The 15,291-nt window shown below is 71.1% G+C and carries 15 protein-coding genes; 10 read left to right on the forward strand and 5 right to left on the reverse strand.

The window, feature by feature from the left end; translation table 11 throughout:
- Positions 1 to 97 precede the first annotated feature (97 nt).
- Positions 98 to 1,015: an alpha/beta fold hydrolase gene (locus OHN19_RS20090; protein WP_330265514.1), complete on the forward strand. Its 918-nt coding sequence runs from the start codon at positions 98 to 100 to the stop codon at positions 1,013 to 1,015.
- Positions 1,016 to 1,487: 472 nt separating this feature from the next.
- On the opposite strand, the gene OHN19_RS20095 is transcribed toward OHN19_RS20090, so the two are convergent.
- On the reverse strand, positions 1,488 to 2,018 hold the full coding sequence (locus tag OHN19_RS20095) for a YbjN domain-containing protein (RefSeq protein WP_330265515.1): 531 nt from the start codon (positions 2,016 to 2,018) through the stop codon (positions 1,488 to 1,490).
- Positions 2,019 to 2,159: 141 nt separating this feature from the next.
- Here OHN19_RS20095 and OHN19_RS20100 point away from each other — a divergent pair, with 141 nt between their 5' ends.
- Complete coding sequence (locus tag OHN19_RS20100) at positions 2,160 to 2,648, forward strand: hypothetical protein (RefSeq protein ID WP_330265516.1); 489 nt, start codon at positions 2,160 to 2,162, stop codon at positions 2,646 to 2,648.
- Positions 2,649 to 2,687: 39 nt separating this feature from the next.
- Here the strand turns inward: OHN19_RS20100 and clpB are convergent, their stop codons facing one another.
- Complete coding sequence (gene clpB / locus OHN19_RS20105) at positions 2,688 to 5,285, reverse strand: ATP-dependent chaperone ClpB (RefSeq protein WP_330265517.1); 2,598 nt, start codon at positions 5,283 to 5,285, stop codon at positions 2,688 to 2,690.
- Positions 5,286 to 5,411: 126 nt separating this feature from the next.
- Between clpB and OHN19_RS20110 the strand changes: the two genes are divergently transcribed.
- Positions 5,412 to 5,825, forward strand: coding sequence for a pyridoxamine 5'-phosphate oxidase family protein (locus OHN19_RS20110; protein WP_330265518.1), 414 nt, complete (start codon positions 5,412 to 5,414; stop codon positions 5,823 to 5,825).
- A gap of 129 nt (positions 5,826 to 5,954) precedes the next feature.
- On the opposite strand, the gene OHN19_RS20115 is transcribed toward OHN19_RS20110, so the two are convergent.
- Together OHN19_RS20115 and OHN19_RS20120 are read right to left on the reverse strand one after the other, a co-directional pair.
- Positions 5,955 to 6,290, reverse strand: coding sequence for a hypothetical protein (locus OHN19_RS20115; RefSeq protein ID WP_028809089.1), 336 nt, complete (start codon positions 6,288 to 6,290; stop codon positions 5,955 to 5,957).
- Positions 6,291 to 6,295: 5 nt separating this feature from the next.
- Complete coding sequence (locus tag OHN19_RS20120) at positions 6,296 to 6,502, reverse strand: hypothetical protein (RefSeq protein WP_330269858.1); 207 nt, start codon at positions 6,500 to 6,502, stop codon at positions 6,296 to 6,298.
- Between the two features lie 86 nt (positions 6,503 to 6,588).
- On the opposite strand from OHN19_RS20120, the gene OHN19_RS20125 reads away from it, so the two are divergent.
- The 4 genes from OHN19_RS20125 to OHN19_RS20140 are packed head-to-tail and all read left to right on the forward strand — an operon-like array spanning position 6,589 to position 10,635.
- Entirely contained in the window at positions 6,589 to 7,629 is a 1,041-nt protein-coding gene (locus OHN19_RS20125; protein WP_330265519.1) for a helix-turn-helix transcriptional regulator, read from the forward strand.
- Positions 7,626 to 8,615 carry a LuxR C-terminal-related transcriptional regulator gene (locus OHN19_RS20130; protein WP_330265520.1) on the forward strand — a complete coding sequence of 330 codons (990 nt, stop codon included), beginning with the start codon at positions 7,626 to 7,628 and terminating at the stop codon, positions 8,613 to 8,615. The genes OHN19_RS20125 and OHN19_RS20130 overlap by 4 nt, the downstream gene beginning before the upstream one ends.
- Positions 8,612 to 9,607 (forward strand): helix-turn-helix transcriptional regulator, encoded by a 996-nt coding sequence (locus OHN19_RS20135; RefSeq protein ID WP_330265521.1) that lies wholly within the window; start codon positions 8,612 to 8,614, stop codon positions 9,605 to 9,607. Before OHN19_RS20130 ends, OHN19_RS20135 begins: the two co-directional genes overlap by 4 nt.
- The gene (locus tag OHN19_RS20140) at positions 9,604 to 10,635 is read left to right on the forward strand and encodes a helix-turn-helix transcriptional regulator (protein WP_330265522.1); all 1,032 of its coding nucleotides are present in this window, start codon (positions 9,604 to 9,606) and stop codon (positions 10,633 to 10,635) included. Before OHN19_RS20135 ends, OHN19_RS20140 begins: the two co-directional genes overlap by 4 nt.
- On the opposite strand, the gene OHN19_RS20145 is transcribed toward OHN19_RS20140, so the two are convergent.
- Complete coding sequence (locus OHN19_RS20145; protein ID WP_330265523.1) at positions 10,598 to 11,668, reverse strand: helix-turn-helix transcriptional regulator; 1,071 nt, start codon at positions 11,666 to 11,668, stop codon at positions 10,598 to 10,600. The genes OHN19_RS20140 and OHN19_RS20145 overlap by 38 nt on opposite strands.
- Before the next feature lie 307 nt (positions 11,669 to 11,975).
- On the opposite strand from OHN19_RS20145, the gene OHN19_RS20150 reads away from it, so the two are divergent.
- Genes OHN19_RS20150 through OHN19_RS20160 form a run of 3 tightly spaced genes read left to right on the forward strand, consistent with a single transcriptional unit; the run spans position 11,976 to position 15,291 of the window.
- A complete protein-coding gene (locus OHN19_RS20150) occupies positions 11,976 to 13,517 on the forward strand; it encodes a circularly permuted type 2 ATP-grasp protein (protein ID WP_330265524.1) in 1,542 nt (513 codons plus the stop codon).
- Positions 13,514 to 14,452 (forward strand): alpha-E domain-containing protein, encoded by a 939-nt coding sequence (locus OHN19_RS20155; protein ID WP_330265525.1) that lies wholly within the window; start codon positions 13,514 to 13,516, stop codon positions 14,450 to 14,452. Before OHN19_RS20150 ends, OHN19_RS20155 begins: the two co-directional genes overlap by 4 nt.
- Positions 14,449 to 15,291 carry a transglutaminase family protein gene (locus OHN19_RS20160; protein ID WP_330265526.1) on the forward strand — a complete coding sequence of 281 codons (843 nt, stop codon included), beginning with the start codon at positions 14,449 to 14,451 and terminating at the stop codon, positions 15,289 to 15,291. The genes OHN19_RS20155 and OHN19_RS20160 overlap by 4 nt, the downstream gene beginning before the upstream one ends.

Raw genomic sequence — 15,291 nt, forward strand, 5'->3', positions numbered from 1 at the left:
CGTCGTTCCTGCTGTGGCCTCGGCGGGCCCTTTTGATGATACAGCTGTACCAACATCGTGATACGTTCGTATCACGAACCTGCCGCCGGAGGTGACCATGACCGAGACCGCTGCCCGCACCCGCATCCGGGCCGATGTCGGCCGCTATGTGAGCGAAGCCTGGAGGGAGCGCTACTTCACCGCCTGCGACGCGGTCTACGCACTGGGGGCGCCCGCGCTGTCGGAAGAGGACGTGGAGACGTCGTTCGGCACCACGCACGTCTACCGCTACGGCCCCACGGACGAGGCCGCCCGGTCCCGCACCCCCGTCGTCCTGGTGCACGGGGCCGGCTCCTGCTCCGCCATGTGGTACCCGAACACCCCCGCCCTCAGCGCCGAGCGGCCGGTCTACGCCCTCGACACCCCCGGTGATCCCGGGCGCAGTGTGCAGCGCGAGCCCATCCACCAGCCCGAACACGCGGCGCAGTGGCTGGACGAGACACTCGCGGGGCTCGGGCTCGACCGTGTCCACCTCGTCGGCTCCTCCTACGGTGGCTGGCTCGCCCTGAACCAGGCGCACCGCAGGCCCGGCCGCCTCGCCTCGGTCACCCTGCTCGACCCGGGCGGCCTGGAGAAAGTGGGTCTTCGCTTCTTCGTCTGGATCTTCGCCAGCCTCTTCGCGACCTTCGCGCCGAAGATGCTCCGCCCGCGACTGGCGGCATGGCTGGACCAGCCGGTCCTGGTCATGCCGGAACTGCTCAGGATGATCAGAACGGCTGGTCGCGCCTACCGCATACGCCGCCCGGCGCCGCTTCCCCTGTCGGAGGAGGAACTGTCCACCGTCCGGACTCCGCTCTATCTGATCCTCGGCCGGCGAAGCCTGCTCGTACACCCGCGAAGGCAGGCGGAGCGGGTGCCGCGCCTGGTCCCCGGCGCCCGAGCCGAGATCATCTCCGACACGGGCCACGGGCCACAGATCGACCACGCGGAGGAGACCAACCGCAGGATGCTGGCCTTCATGACCTCCGTGGACTGACACGCGCCGCCCGAGCGGACACCGAGCTCGGCGGGGGCGCGGTGGGCCACGGCGTCGTACGAGATCGTGCGGGGTGTTCGAGAGAAGCGAAAAGTTACCCACAGGCTGTGGACGGGCGTCGCGCTCGCCCCACTGGTCCGGCTCGGCTACGTGCTGCGGGTCGGCCGACACGAGGGCGATCTGCTCGGCGGCTGCTTCGCGGTGCAGCGCCGCCAGGGCTCCGCGCACTTCTCCTGTACGCCCTGCTGCTCGCCGACCGCGCCCCGCTGTCACTGCCGCTGCCGGTCTACAGCGGGGTCCTGCCGCTGCCCGCCCTCCCGCCGCTCACGCCGGCCCTGGTGCCGACGGCGAGAGCCCGGCCCTGGCACGCGGTCGTGGGGACCGGTGCCCTGGCCGGGCTCTCGTCGGCTACGGCGCGTACCTGGTCGTACGCGCCCATACGCCTCTGTAGCGGTGGAACGCGGCAGAACGCCTACTCGTCGTCGCCCTCGGGCTTCTCCGCGTCGTTGACCTCCTCCTCGAGGCCGAGCTGTTCGACGAGCCACTTGTCGAACTCGATGGCGGCGCGCACCCAGCTCACCGTGGAGGACACGAAGTGCTCCAGGGCGACGCCGGTGCCGATCAGCATCTGCGCCTCGCCGATCAGCCGGACGGTGCCGTCGTCATGGGTGTGGCTGTAGACCTTGGGCCACAGGGTGCGCCGGTTCCAGTCGTCGATGGACTCCAGCAGCTGGGGCTTCTCGTCGATCTTGTGGGGCCGGTCGTAGAACGTCCGCACCGAGAAGACCTGCTGGTCAGCCTCGCCACGGAACATGAAATACGTACGGAACTGCTCCCACGGCGCTGCGAGGTCACCCTCGTCGTCGACGACATACTTCAGCTCCATCTGGTCGAGGAGCTGCTTCACGAGATCCTGATCCGGGACGACGGGGCCCGCCGGTCCTTGGGGCTGCGGCTCGGGCTGGCCCCCGAAGTTCGGAATCGAGGACGGGTCGATGGTCACCGTGAATTTCCCTTCGTACGGATTCCGCCATCCTCCCCCATCCGGGGAGGGGGGTGGCAAGCCCCGACAGACCCTGTCCTCCCAGGGCTGACATGATCCGGACAGCCCAGGTAGAACTGGGTCCGACCATTGGGGGAACACATGACACAGACGGACATCGAAACGGTGGCGGAACAGGACGGGCGAGGCAGGACCAGATGGGGGATCTTCCTCGCGATCCTCGCCGTGCCGACGCTGGTGGTGGCGGCCCTGCTCGCGCTGCTGATCGCCTGGCTGTTCACCGACGACTCGGTCGCCGCCGACGTGAAGAAGACCTCGTGCGCCCAGGCCCTGGCCTTCGGGGGGATGCAGATGCCGGAGGGGGCGAAGGACGCCTGGTGCGGGCTGGAGGCCGGTTCCAAGCCCCGCTACACGGCCCGCTTCCGGATGCCGCGCGCCGAGATCGACGCCTGGGTGGCGGCCGGCTTCCCGCTGGGGCCGAAGCTGCGCACCACCCAGTGCGGCGACGCCCAGGTCGACGCGTGCCTGGACGCGGGCCCGGTCGCGGGGGAGCGGGCCTCCGTGCAGATCGAGATCACCCACGACAGCCGCAACTGGTCCGAGGTGCGGTTCGTGGCGTTCACGCTGTGAGCGGTGCGGCGGGGGCCCGACCAGCCCCCGCCCGACCACTCAGAGCGTTTTACCGGTCGCCGGTCCCACGATCAGGCCGTCGCCGAAGGCGTCCACCCGGACCGTGTCGCCGTCCTTGACCTCGCCGGACAGGATCTCCTTGGCGAGGCGGTCGCCGATCGCGGTCTGGACGAGCCGGCGCAGCGGGCGGGCGCCGTAGGCCGGGTCCATGCCCTCCACGGCGAGCCAGTCCAGGGCCGCGTCGGTCACCTCCAGGGTGAGCCGGCGCTCGGCGAGGCGCTTGGCGAGCCGGTCGATCTGGAGGCGGGCGATCCGGCCGAGCTCGTCCTTGCTGAGCGCCGAGAAGACGACCAGGTCGTCCAGCCGGTTGAGGAACTCCGGCTTGAAAGAGGCCCGTACGACCTCCAGGACCTGCTCCTTCTTCTCCTCCTCGCTGGTGATCGGGTCGACGAGGAACTGGCTGCCCAGGTTGGACGTCAGCACCAGGATCGCGTTGCGGAAGTCGACCGTACGGCCCTGACCGTCCGTCAGCCGCCCGTCGTCCAGCACCTGGAGGAGCACGTCGAAGACCTCGGGGTGGGCCTTCTCCACCTCGTCGAGGAGCACCACGCTGTACGGCCGCCTGCGCACCGCCTCGGTGAGCTGGCCGCCCTCCTCGTAGCCGACGTAGCCGGGAGGCGCGCCGACCAGCCGGGCCACGCTGTGCTTCTCGCCGTACTCCGACATGTCGATGCGGACCATCGCCCGCTCGTCGTCGAAGAGGAAGTCGGCGAGCGCCTTGGCGAGTTCGGTCTTGCCGACGCCGGTGGGGCCGAGGAAGAGGAAGGAGCCGGTGGGCCGGTCGGGGTCGGCGATGCCGGCCCGGGTGCGCCGTACGGCGTCGGCGACGGCCTGCACGGCCTCGCTCTGGCCGATCAGCCGCTTGCCCAACTCCTCCTCCATGCGCAGGAGTTTCTGGGTCTCGCCCTCCAGGAGACGGCCCGCGGGGATGCCGGTCCAGGCGGCGACGGTGTCGGCGATGTCGTCGGAGCCGACCTCCTCCTTGACCATGGTGTCCTTGGCGGCCTCCTCCTCGGCCTCCGAGGCGGCCTCCAGGTCCCGCTCCAGGGTGGGGATCTCGCCGTACAGCAGCTTGCTGGCGGTGTCGAAGTCGCCGTCACGCTGGGCGCGTTCGGCCTGTCCGCGCAACTCGTCCAGCTTCTCCTTGAGTTCACCGACCCGGTTGAGGGACTGCTTCTCCTTCTCCCAGCGGGCGGTCAGGCCCCGCAGCTCCTCCTCCTTGTCGGCGAGGTCGCGGCGCAGTCGCTCCAGGCGCTCGCGGGAGGCCGGGTCGGTCTCCTTCTCCAGCGCCAGCTCCTCCATCTTCAACCGGTCGACCCCGCGCTGGAGTTCGTCGATCTCGACGGGCGAGGAGTCGATCTCCATGCGGAGCCGGGAGGCCGCCTCGTCGACGAGGTCGATGGCCTTGTCGGGCAGGAAGCGGGAGGTGATGTACCGGTCGGAGAGGGTGGCGGCGGCGACCAGCGCGCTGTCGGCGATCTGGACCTTGTGGTGGGCCTCGTAGCGGCCCTTGAGCCCGCGCAGGATGGCGATGGTGTCCTCGACGGTCGGCTCGGCGACCAGCACCTGCTGGAAGCGGCGCTCCAGAGCGGGGTCCTTCTCGATCCGCTCCCGGTACTCGTCGAGGGTGGTGGCACCCACCATGCGCAGCTCACCGCGCGCCAGCATCGGCTTGAGCATGTTGCCGGCGTCCATCGAGGAGTCCCCGCCGGCGCCCGCGCCCACGACGGTGTGCAGCTCGTCGATGAAGGTGATGATCTGCCCGTCGGAGTCCTTGATCTCCGCGAGCACGGTCTTCAGCCGCTCCTCGAACTCACCCCGGTACTTGGCCCCGGCGACCATGGCCCCGAGGTCAAGCGCGACCAGCCGCTTGTCCTTGAGCGACTCGGGCACGTCCCCCTTGACGATCCGCTGGGCGAGTCCCTCGACGACGGCGGTCTTGCCGACGCCGGGCTCGCCGATGAGGACGGGGTTGTTCTTCGTACGGCGGGACAGCACCTGCACGACCCGGCGGATCTCCTGGTCGCGGCCGATGACGGGGTCGAGCTTGCCGTCCCGCGCGGCGGCGGTGAAGTCGGTTCCGAACTTCTCCAGGGCCTTGTACTGGCCCTCGGGATCGGCGGTGGTCACGCGGCGCCCTCCCCGGGCTTTCTGGAAGGCGTCGACCAGCTTCTTCGGGGTGGCGCCCTGCTGGGTCAGCACCTCGGCGGCCGGTCCGCCCTTGGCGGCGATACCGATGAGCAGGTGCTCGGTGGAGAGGAACTCGTCACCGAGGTCCTTGGCACGGGCCTGCGCGTCGGCGATGACGGAGAGCAGGTCGCGGTTGGGCTGCGGGGGCGCGACGGTGGACCCGGTCACGCTGGGCAGCGCGGCCAGGGCCTTCTCCGCGCCCGCCCGCACGGCGGCCTGGTCGGCGTCGACGGCGGCCAGCAGATCGACGATGTTCTCGTTGTCCTGCCCCTGGAGCAGAGCGAGGAGCAGGTGGGCGGGGGTGAGGTCCGGGTGTCCCTCGGTCACGGCCCGGTTGCTGGCCGCGTTGATCGCGTCCCGGCTCCGGTTGGTCAGCTCGGCATCCACGTGTCCGTACTCCTCCTGGTGTCGCTCCGGTACCGGCTCCTGCACTGACTCAGTCAGCGTACATAAAGTTGAGTCTATTCCACTCAAGGCGGTCTTCGGGAGGACCGGGAGGACTAACGTCCCGGCATGACCTCCTACGCCCAGGATCCGGGTGCCCCGGACCCGTCGTACCTCAGCTTCTGGCGGGAACGGCATCTGTGCACACTGACGACCCCGCGCCCGGACGGCACCCCGCACATGGTGCCCGTCGGGGTGACATACGACCCGGAGGCCCGACTTGCTCGGGTGATCGCGAGCGAGACGAGCGCGAAGGTGCGGCACGTGCTGGCGGCCGGCGAGGAGGGCGCGGCGGTGGCGGTGTGCCAGGTGGCCGGGCCGCGCTGGGCGACGCTGGAGGGAAGGGCGCGGGTCAGCAGGGACCCGGAGCGGGTCGCGGAGGCGGTGCGGCGCTACGCCGAGCGCTATGAGCGGACCCCGGCACCGAACCCCTTGCGGGTGGTCATCGAGATCTCACTGACGGGCGCGATGGGGCGTTTTTGAGCCACGGGCCGATCATCCGATAGCCGGAAATGTCGCCCGAAAACTGCAGCGGCGTCACCGTGTTCAGGTCACGGTGACGCCGCTGCGGGGGGAAGCACCTGAGCGATCTGTTACGACGGGGGAATCGCGTCAGGCACTGCGGGGGGTGGCTGAGATGGTCCGCGGGGTGGGGGTTTCCGGTTCCACCAGCCGATGGTCTCGTTGGTCCAGGTTCACAAAGATCATTCCGTACCGAATGGCACACCGAACGGGCTGCGGCGCCCCCCGAGGCCGCCGCAGACACCGGTACGCCCGCACGTCCTCGTCCTCGTCCCGCGTGACGACCACCGGTTCGCCGAAGACGGTCACCATCAACGAGTCACCGGGGTGGGGGATCGCGGTGACGAGGTCGATGAAGTGCCAGCCCGAGCGGTAGGCGGTGGCCATTTCCCTGCGGAAGGAGCGGTCGTCGGGTGGGGTGGTCATCGGCCTCAGTCCCACTTGCTGTCGGCCGGGACCAGTATCACTTCGGTCACGTCGTCGTCCGCGACGACGACAGACTGCGCACCACCCGTCTCGCGCGCATCGCTCTTCGTACCGGCGAGGCCACTCAGAGCTCCGAAGGCCACAACGGCGGAGAAGGCGGCGACAAGCACCGAGCGAAGCATTCTCTTACGCATAGTCGGCTTCGTCCTCACTTGAAGGTCCCCTCTTCCCCCGTCGAGTAAGACGATGGCTCATTCAGGCACGTCATGGCCACACGATCGGTGCATCATGTTCCTGCATGTTCAGGACCCTGGGGGGTGGAGATTTGGCAACAAATGGGATTAAGGCGACACATCCCCATGCGATGACCGAGCTGTGCGAAGAGGGAGGCCGCCTCTACGCAAACGCTCTGCGCACGGGACGAATTCTCCGGGCGGACGCCGAGCCCGCTCCTTGCCTGATGGAGTTCGCCCTCCTGCACCCCGATCCTGACGACGCGAACTGGCTGCGTCCCGTTCCACCTGCCGTCGCCCTGGCCCAGCGCCTCGACCGCATCGAACACGAGATCAGTGAGAACCGGCGCCGGTCGATCGCGCTCACCGAGGTCTTCGAACCGTTCATGGCCCTCAGCGCGCAGGAGGCCAACTCCACCCACTCGATCACCGTGCTGGAGGGCCTCGACCGCATCAACGCGGCGCTGGACCTGGCCACGGCCCAGTGCCAGACCGAGATGCTCACGGTCCAGCCGAGCGGTCGCCCCAGCTCCGAGAACCGGCTCATGGAGGCGCTGGAACGCGACCGGCCGCTGATAGAGCGCGGCGTACGCATCCGGACGCTCTACCAGCACACGGCTCGGTACAGCCCCGAGCGGCTCGCCTGGGTGGACCACTTCGCCGACGGGAAGGCGGAGTACCGCACCATCGACGAACTGGTGGAGCGCCTCATCATCTGCGACGAGACCGTCGCGTTCATCCCCACCCGCGACGACCGGCAGGTGGCCCTCGAACTGCGTCACCCCGGTCTTGTCCGATACCTGATCAAGGTGTTCGAATTCATGTGGACCCGTGCCGTCCCCCTGAGCGCCGGCGCCCCCTACGAAACGGCCCCCGACGGCATCACGGACATCCAGCACTCCATCGCCAAACTGCTCGTGGAGGGCCATGTCGACGAGGCGATCGCCCGCCGCCTGGGCATGAACGTCCGCACCTGCCGGGCCCACATCGCCAAGCTCGCGACCGCCCTCGGCAGCGGCAGCCGCGCCCAGCTCGGCTTCCTCATCGCGCAGTCGGGGATCCTCAAGCCCGACCAGGCGATATCAGGGGGAGACGACCACCCGTGAGCGGGGCTCACACGCACGGCCGGGGAGAACCGTGCGAGGCGGGCCTCGGCGTGTACACCCGGACGTTGCGCGAAGGACGGGTGAACGCCGAGGAGGCGGCCGAGGTTCCGTGTCTCGTCGAGCTCGGTCTGCTCCAGCCGGACCCCGGAGACCCGCGCCGGCTGCGGCCCGTCGAGCCGGCCCTGGCTCTGCACCGCCTGCTGCGCGGCGCGGCGGACCGCATAGCAGACGAACGGCGCCGTGAGGAGCGGCTGGCCGCTGTGTTCGAGCGGTTGGTGGCCGGAAGTATGCGGTCCGCCACACTCGCGCAGACCCCCACGATCCATGTCCTCAGCGGGCTCGACCGTATCGGCGAGGCCATCCAGCGGACCGTTGCGGAGGCGTCGGGCGAGGTGCTCACCATTCAGCCGCACACCAGTCACACCCACTCCCCCGCCGAGATCCACGCCAAGGCCTTCGACCGCGACCAGGCCCTGCTGGACCGGGGCGGCCGGATCCGCACCCTCTACCAGCACACCCTGCGCCACGCCCCCAGCATCCTGGCCCGTTACGAACGCCTCCGCGGGGATGTGGAAGCGCGCACGCTCGACGAGGTCACCCAGCGTCTGATCGTCGTCGAGCGCCAGGTCGCCTTCATCCCCGCCAACCAGGACCGCACCCTCGCCCTGGAGGTCCGCCACCCCGCCCTGGTGGCCTTCCTCGCCACCACCTTCGACCGGCTCTGGCGCCTCGCCACCCCCATGCACCCCCGAGCCGTCGAACCGCCCTCCCCGGACGGCGTCACCTCCCGCCAGCGCGCCATCGCCGCCCTCCTCGTCGAGGGCCACACCGACGCCGTCATCGCCGACCGCCTCGGCATGAACATCCGCACCGCCCGCGTCCACATCGCCAAGCTCGCCGCCACCCTCGGCAGCGAGAGCCGCGCCCAACTCGGCTACCTCATCGGGCAGTCCGGCATCCTCGAGCAGGAAGGAGTCACACGATGAGGCCGCCGCATCCCGAGCACGGTGTGGAGGACCTGTGCGGGGCGGGGACGGAGCTGTACACGCGTGCCCTGCGCGAGGGGCATGTGCTCGGTGCCGACGCGGAGGAAGCGCCCTGTCTGCTCGACTTCGGGCTGCTGCATCCCGCCGTCACGGACCCGGACCGGCTGGAGCCCGTCGCCCCGGCCGTCGCCCTGCACCGCATGCTGCGGATCGCCGAGGAGCGCATCGCTGAGGAACGGCGGCGGGAGGCCCGGCTGGCCGAGATCTTCGAGCCGCTGCTGCGGATCGACGGTGGCCGTACCGGCGCCGACGACTCCTCGATGATCAGCGTCCTCAGCGGGACCGACCTCATCAGCCGGGTCATCGGCCAGGCCATGGCGGGCAGTTCGGAACTGCTGTCGATCCAGCCGAACACCAGCGACCGACACGCCCAGCCGCCCCCGTTCGTGCATGTCGAGGCCTTCGACCGGGACCAGGCCCTGCTGGACCGGGGCGGCCGGATCCGCACCCTCTACCAGCACACCCTGCGCCACGCCCCCAGCGTCCAGGCCCGCTACGAGCGCCTCCGGGGCGACGTCGAGGCCCGCACCCTCGACGAGGTGACCGAGCGTCTGATCATCGTGGACCGGACCGTGGCCTTCGTCCCGGCCAACAAGGACCGCACCCTGGCCCTGGAGGTCCGTCACCCCGCCCTGGTGGCCTTCTTCGTCACCGCCTTCGACCGGCTCTGGCGCCTCGCCACCCCCATGCACCCCCGAGCCGTCCAGCAGCCCACCCTGAACGGCGTCACGCCCCGCCAGCGCGCCATCGCCGCCCTCCTCGTCGAGGGCCACACCGACGCCGTCATCGCCGACCGCCTCGGCATGAACATCCGCACCGCCCGCGTCCACATCGCCAAGCTCGCCGCCACCCTCGGCAGCGAGAGCCGCGCCCAACTCGGCTACCTGATCGGGCAGTCCGGGATCCTCGGGCAGGAGGAGGCGGGCGAGTGACGAGTGCGGCCGCCCATCCGGCGCACGGCCCGCTGGACCCGTGCCCCCAGGCCATCGAGCTCTACGAACGCGCTCTGCGGCAGGGCGGGATCGGGAGCCAGGACGCCTCGGCCGTCCCCTGCCTCACCGAGAGCGGCCTGTTCCGGCCGCCCGGAGAGGCCCCCGACCATCACCGACCCGACCCTGCCCACGCGGTCCCCGCCCGGCTGGAACCCGTACCCCCCGCCCTCGCCCTCCACCGCCTGCTCCGCACCACCACCGACCACGTCGTGCGTGAGCGTCAGTACGGCGAGCGACTCGCCGAGGCGTTCGCGCCGCTGACCCGGATCGACGCGCGGCGCGCCCCGGCGGCCGACCGGAACCCGGCGGTCAGGGTGGTCAGCGGGACCGGCCGGATCAACGCGGCCATCACCGAGGCGATGACCGGTGCCGCGCGCGAACTCCTGTGTGTGCAGCCCAATCTGCACTACAGCGACAGCCGGGGCGCCGCCGCCCAGGTGGTGGCGATGGACCGGGACCAGGCGCTGCTGGACCGCGGCGGCCGGATCCGCACCCTCTACCAGCACACCCAGCGCCAGATGCCGCTCGTCCTCGCCCGCTACGAGCAACTCCGCGGCGACGCCGAGGCCCGCTCCCTGGACGAGGTCACCGACCGGCTCATCGTCGTCGACCGGGACGTGGCGTTCATCCCCGCCGGTGCGGACGGCAGGCTGGCGCTGGAGGTCCGGCATCCGGCGCTGGTGGAGTTCCTGGCCGCCACGTTCGACCGGCTGTGGTGGCAGGCCACGCCGATGTACCCGCAGACCGTGCACCGGCCCAGCCTGAACGGGGTCACGCCCCGTCAGCGGGCCATCGCCGGGCTGCTGGTGGAGGGGCACACGGACGCCGTCATCGCCGACCGCCTCGGTATGAACATCCGCACCGCCCGCGTCCACATCGCCAAGCTCGCCGCCACCCTCGGCAGCGAGAGCCGCGCCCAGCTCGGCTACCTCATCGGACGGTCCGGGATCCTTGATCGGGGAGCGTGAGGGAGGTGACGGAGGCCGGTGCGGAGGTGCTCGGGTCCGGTGACGGGGACCCGGCGGCGCCGTCCAGGCCCACCTGCGCTATCCGCACGCCCAGCTGCGTACGGCTGGCCGCCCCCAGGGTCTCCGACAGGCGCGCGATGTGGGCCCGGCAGGTGCGCACGCTTATGCCGAGGCGTTCCGCGATCACCGCGTCCTGGTGACCCTCCGCGAGCAGGGCCGCGATGGACTGCTCGCGGTGGGAGATGCCCTCGATGCCGGTGTCGGGGAGCGGGGCGGTCAGCGGGATCGCCAGCCGCCACAGCCGCTCGAAGACGGTCACCAGGTACTCCACCAGCGCGGGGTGCCGTAGCTCCAGGGCGAGGGTGCGGTCGGCGTTGGCGGGGATGAAGGCGACCGTGCGGTCGAAGAGGATGAGCCGGTCGATGACCTCGTCGAGGGTGCGGGCCTGGACCGCACCGCCCATCAGCTCCAGGTAGTTCAGCAGGCCCTGGCCGTGCCGCGCCACGTGGGTGTACAGGTCCCGCATCCGTACGCCCCGGCCGCGCAGCGCCAGTGCCCGGTGCAGGCCCTCGGTCAGCTCGTGCTCGGGGCGGATGCCGCCCGGCTGGACCGTGAGGACCTCCGTGGTGCAGGCCTCGGTGGCCTCGTCCATCGCGGCCTGGATGCGGGAGAGGCCGTCGAGGACGCGGATCGCGGTCCCCTCCCCGGCACCGCCCGCGACGACGCTGGGCGCCAGGCCCGCGTACCGCTCCACCGCGGCGACCGCGGCGCCGACCCGGCGCTGGCTCGCGCTGACCTCGTCGTGGACCTCGCGCAGCAGCCGGGTCATGACCTCCTGCGGGGCCGTCGGCACCAGCCAGTCCATGTCGTCGGGGTCCGGGTGCAGCAGGGCCAGTTCCAGCAGACAGGGCACCGGTCCGGCGTCGTCGCGCGGCACCCGGCCGCGCCGTACGGCCCGGGAGTACACCCGGTCCCCGGCCTCGCACAGCCGGTCAGCACCGTGTGGATGGTCGTCCGCCCCGTAGCCGGTCATTGCCCATCCCACCCCCGGTTCCAGCGTCTACCGCCCTCTTGTCCTGTTCCCCATCGGGGCGTCGAAGCCCCCTCGGCTCCGCAACTATGCGCGGCCCGGACCGGCTCCGCAACACGGCTCCTCGGGCCGGGGCAGGGGAATACGGCCGATATGCACCACTGCATCCGGGCCTCCCCGCGCCGGGTTGCAACAAGCTGCGCCCGCGTACGGCCGAGGGGGACCCGGCGCGGAACAACCCGCTCCGCGTGTCAACTCCCGGAAATCGCACAGTGATCAGTTCGTTACGTGCCGCACTTAACGTCAGGTCATGGCGGACATATTTGACGCGTACGCGCTGGCCGACGCGTGGGACGAGATGTTCGAGCGGCCGGGTGAGGTCAGGACCGCCTATGAGCCGGTACTGGCAGCGCTCCAGCCGATCGAACCGAGTGAACTCAGGTTCCGGGCCGACCAGATGGCCCGGACGTTCACCGACAGGGGCGTGACCTACGCCTTCGCGGGCGAGGAACGGCCCTGGCCGCTGGACCTCGTGCCCAGGATCCTCGACGCCCTCGAATGGGATCTCGTACAACGCGGGGTGAGCCAGCGGGTCAGGGCCCTGGAGGCCTACCTCGCCGACGCCTACGGACCCGCCCGTGCCTTCGAGGACGGGGTGGTGCCCTGGCGGCTGCTGCTGAACTCCCCGCACTTCCACCGGGCCGCCCAGGGGATCGAGCCCGTGGGCGGCGTACGCATCCATGTCGCCGGCATCGACCTCGTCCGGGACGAACAGGGCGACTTCCGGGTCCTGGAGGACAACGTCCGGGTGCCCAGCGGGGTGTCGTACGTGATCGAGAACCGGCGCGCGATGACCCGTGTCTTCCCGTCCCTGTTCGCCGAACAGCATGTGCTGCCCGTCGACGGTTACGCGCAGAAGCTGCTCGCCGCCCTGCGCGCGGCCGCCCCCGACGGGGTCCAGGACCCCCGGGTCGTCGTCCTGACCCCCGGGCCCAACAACGCCGCCTACTTCGAACACGCCCTGCTCGCCCGGCTGATGGGCGTCCAGTTGGTCGAGGGCCACGACCTGGTGTGCCGGGGCAACCGGGTGTGGATGCGCACGACCCGAGGCGAGGTGCCCGTCCATGTCGTATACCGGCGCCTGGACGACGACTTCCTCGACCCGCTGCACTTCCGCCCCGACTCGGTGATCGGCTGCCCGGGCATCCTCGGCGCGGCCATGGCGGGCCATGTCACCCTCGCCAACGCGGTCGGCAACGGCATCGCGGACGACAAGCTGCTCTACACCTACGTCCCGGACCTGATCCGCTACTACCTCTCCGAGGAACCGATTCTGCCCAACGTGGAGTCGTTCCGCCCGGACGAGCCTGGCCAGTTGGAAGCCGTGCTGGACCAGATCGACCAGCTGGTCGTGAAGCCGGTCGACGGGGCCGGCGGGCAGGGCATCGTCATCGGCCCGAAGGCCGACCGCGAGACCCTGGAGAGGACCCGTGAGGCCGTCCGCAAGGACCCCCGCGGCTTCATCGCCCAGCGCCCGGTCGCCCTGTCCACCTCTCCCACCCTCGCGGGTGAACGCATGGCGCCCCGCCACATCGACCTGCGTCCCTTCGCCGTCAACGACGGCAGCGACATCTGGGTCCTGCCCGGCGGCCTGACCCGGGTCGCCCTCCAGGAGGGCAACCTGATCGTCAACTCCAGCCAGGGCGGCGGCTCCAAGGACACCTGGGTGCTCGCCGAGGGCCCCGCCGAGCCGCCGCCGCCCGCGCCCGGCACGGCCCCCCTCGACATCGCGCCACGCCAGCACGGTCCCGACGGCTCCCCCACCGTCGTACAGGAAGGGGCACAGCAGTGAACGACGTGATCCTCTCCCGGATAGCCGAGGCCCTGATCTGGACCGGCCGCTACGTCGAGCGGGCGGACGCCACCGGGCGGATCCTCGACGCCTACCTCCACCGGATGCTGGAGGACCCCTGGCGCGACGAGGACGCGGCCTGCCGGTCGCTGTACGCGATCCTCGGCATGGACGCCGGCGGCCAGCCCTGCGACATGCAGCGGGTGCTGGACCAGCTGGCCTTCGACGCCCGTTCGACGGCGTCCATCGAGGGCGCGCTCGGCGCCGCCCGGCTGAACGCCCGCAGCGCCCGGGAGGCCGTCTCCTCGGAGATGTGGGAGTGCCTCAACTCCACCTGGCACGCGCTCGCCGACCAGCGGCTCGCGGCCCGCCGTACCGGCCCCTACGCCTATCTGGAGCTCGTACGGCGGCGCGCGGCCCTCTTCTTCGGGCTCGCCGACTCCACCATGAGCCGCGACGACAGCTGGCGCTTCGTGGTGCTCGGCCGGAGTCTGGAGCGGGTGGACATGACCGTACGGCTGCTGTCGGTCCGGGTGCTCGACGCGGCCCACGCGCCCGACTGGCCGACCCTGCTGAGCGCGTCCGGCGCCGACGAGGCGTACGCGCGCCTGTACGGCGGCTTCGGCGACACCCCGCGGGTGGCCGAGTTCCTGCTCCTGGACCGGGACTTCCCGCGCTCCGCGCTGCACGCCCTGACGACGGCGGAGGAGTGCCTGACCGCGCTCGGGCGCCCCCGCCAGGACCCCGCGCGCCGCCCGATCGGCCGGATGCGGACCCGCCTCGAATACCTCGACCTGCACGCCCTGGAGGAGCAACTCCCCCTGCTGCTCCGCGACCTGCAGACCGCGTGCATGGCCTCCGCGGAAGCGGTGGCGGAGCGGTTCTTCCCGTACCAGGGGCCCGTCGAGTGGGCCCAGGAAGGAGCCGGACGATGACCCGCCGCCTCCGGATCGAGCACGTCACCGAGGTGGCGTACGCCCAGCCCGCCGCCTCGTCCCACAACGAGGTCCGGATGACCCCGCTGACCCTGCCGGCCCAGACCACCCTGGACGCCCGGGTCACCGTCAACCCGACCACGCCGACCTGGACGTACTGGGACTACTGGGGCACCCAGGTCACCGGCTTCGACCTGATGGACCCGCACGGCCGGCTCACCATCACGGCCTCCAGCCTGGTCGAGACGACCCCGCCGGAGCCGCTGCCGGCCGCGCCCAGCTGGGCCGAGGTGGCCGAACGCGTCGCGCACTCCCGCCTGTTGGAGTTCGCGAGCCCCACGGGCCGTACGACGGTTCCGGCGAAGCTGGCCAAGAAGGCCCGCAAGGCCGCGGCGGGCCTGGACCCGCACGAGACGGCGCTCGCGGTGTCGGCGCTGGTCGCCGGCCGGGTGTCGTACCTGCCCGGCGCGACCAGCGTGAACACCTCCCCCGCGGAGGCCTGGGAGCAGGGCGCGGGCGTCTGCCAGGACATCACCCACCTGACCGTCGCGATGCTGCGGGCCGTCGGCCTGCCGGCCCGCTACGTCTCCGGCTACCTCCACCCGGAGCGCGAGGCCGAGCTGCACCGGCCCGTCGCCGGGCAGAGCCATGCCTGGATCGAGTACTGGGCGGGCGACTGGTGCGGCTACGACCCCACCAACGGCGTGCGCGCCGACGAGTCCCACGTGGTGGTGGCCCGGGGCCGCGACTACGACGACGTGACCCCGCACAAGGGGATCTACCGCGGCGTGCCGGGCGGGCCGCCGGAGGTCACGGTGGAGTTCACGAGGGTGGCCTGA

It is taken from the genome of Streptomyces griseorubiginosus (assembly GCF_036345115.1).
In the GTDB taxonomy this organism is placed as follows: Bacteria; Actinomycetota; Actinomycetes; order Streptomycetales; family Streptomycetaceae; genus Streptomyces; species Streptomyces griseorubiginosus_C.

Excerpts from the sequence above, each read along its gene's own strand:
- OHN19_RS20090 (WP_330265514.1), top strand. The coding sequence starts at position 98 with ATGACCGAGACCGCTGCCCGCACCCGCATCCGGGCCGATGTCGGCCGC.
- OHN19_RS20100 (WP_330265516.1), top strand. The coding sequence starts at position 2,160 with ATGACACAGACGGACATCGAAACGGTGGCGGAACAGGACGGGCGAGGC.
- OHN19_RS20110 (WP_330265518.1), top strand. The coding sequence starts at position 5,412 with ATGACCTCCTACGCCCAGGATCCGGGTGCCCCGGACCCGTCGTACCTC.
- OHN19_RS20115 (WP_028809089.1), bottom strand. The coding sequence starts at position 6,290 with ATGACCACCCCACCCGACGACCGCTCCTTCCGCAGGGAAATGGCCACC.
- OHN19_RS20125 (WP_330265519.1), top strand. The coding sequence starts at position 6,589 with ATGTTCAGGACCCTGGGGGGTGGAGATTTGGCAACAAATGGGATTAAG.
- OHN19_RS20135 (WP_330265521.1), top strand. The coding sequence starts at position 8,612 with ATGAGGCCGCCGCATCCCGAGCACGGTGTGGAGGACCTGTGCGGGGCG.
- OHN19_RS20145 (WP_330265523.1), bottom strand. The coding sequence starts at position 11,668 with ATGACCGGCTACGGGGCGGACGACCATCCACACGGTGCTGACCGGCTG.
- OHN19_RS20150 (WP_330265524.1), top strand. The coding sequence starts at position 11,976 with ATGGCGGACATATTTGACGCGTACGCGCTGGCCGACGCGTGGGACGAG.
- OHN19_RS20160 (WP_330265526.1), top strand. The coding sequence starts at position 14,449 with ATGACCCGCCGCCTCCGGATCGAGCACGTCACCGAGGTGGCGTACGCC.